Here is a 946-nt window from a genome sequence, read left to right as displayed (position 1 = left end):
ATTTGACCTCGGGGCTGCAACGCCGGACGCGAACACGATCCGCACGTTCCGCGAGCGACTCACCAAGGCCGGGGCGCTGGAGACGATATTCGCAGACTTCGACCGGCAGCTGAAGGCACGCGGCTACCTGCCGATGGGTGGGCAGATCGTCGATGCCACGCTGGTCGCCGCGCCCAAGCAGCGCAACACTGAAGCTGAAAGGGCTGCGGTCAAGGAAGGCAAGACGGCCGACGCGATATGGCCGGGTCAACCCGCGAAGGCGCGGCAGAAGGATACCGATGCGCGCTGGACGCTCAAGTTCGCCAAGGCTCGGCCGACTGCCGACGGCAGGCCGCAACCAGACATCGCGATCCCGAGCTTTGGTTACAAAAGCAGCATCTCGATCTGCCGGGCCTTCGGCTTCATCCGCAAGGGCAAGGTCACCGATGGTGCGCGCTACGATGGGCGCATGCTGCGCGAAGTTGTCAGTGAGGACAACACCGCCTCGGATGTCTGGGCGGATACGGCCTACCGCAGCCAGAGCAACGAACGCTGGTTGAAGGCGCATGGCCGGGTCAGCCGTATCCACCGCAGAAAACCCAAAGGGCGGCCGATGCCAGCGAATATTCGGCGAGGAAACGCCACCAGGTCCAAAGTCCGCGCCCGGGTCGAGCATGTGTTCGCACATCAGAAGGCGAAGATGGGTCTGTTCATCCGTACCATCGGCATTGCCCGGGCCGAAGCCAAGATCACGCTCGCCAATCTGGCCTTCAACATGCACCGCCTGGTGTTCCACGAAACCCGGCACCCCACAGGATAGGTGTGCCTTGGCGTCGGGTGATCCGACAACTTTGGAAGGCCAGGCAACGAAATCCCGGAAGTGCGACGGGAAGCGGGGCCTCATGGCGTCAATCAGCCAATCACTCCGCAATCGACATCAAATCCAGCGGGTAAATGGAGGTGCCCA

General features: G+C 62.7%; 1 protein-coding gene. It reads left to right on the top strand.

The genetic code is table 11. The features are described from left to right. Positions 1–799: transposase (locus MTR62_RS21045; protein WP_244024623.1), on the top strand; the 799-nt coding region annotated here is incomplete at its 5' end. Between the last annotated feature and the right edge of the window lie 147 nt (positions 800–946).

Origin of the sequence: Novosphingobium organovorum (assembly GCF_022832435.1) — a bacterium.
GTDB lineage: Bacteria > Pseudomonadota > Alphaproteobacteria > Sphingomonadales > Sphingomonadaceae > Novosphingobium > Novosphingobium organovorum.
This window is presented reverse-complemented; position numbering and strand designations above follow the sequence as displayed.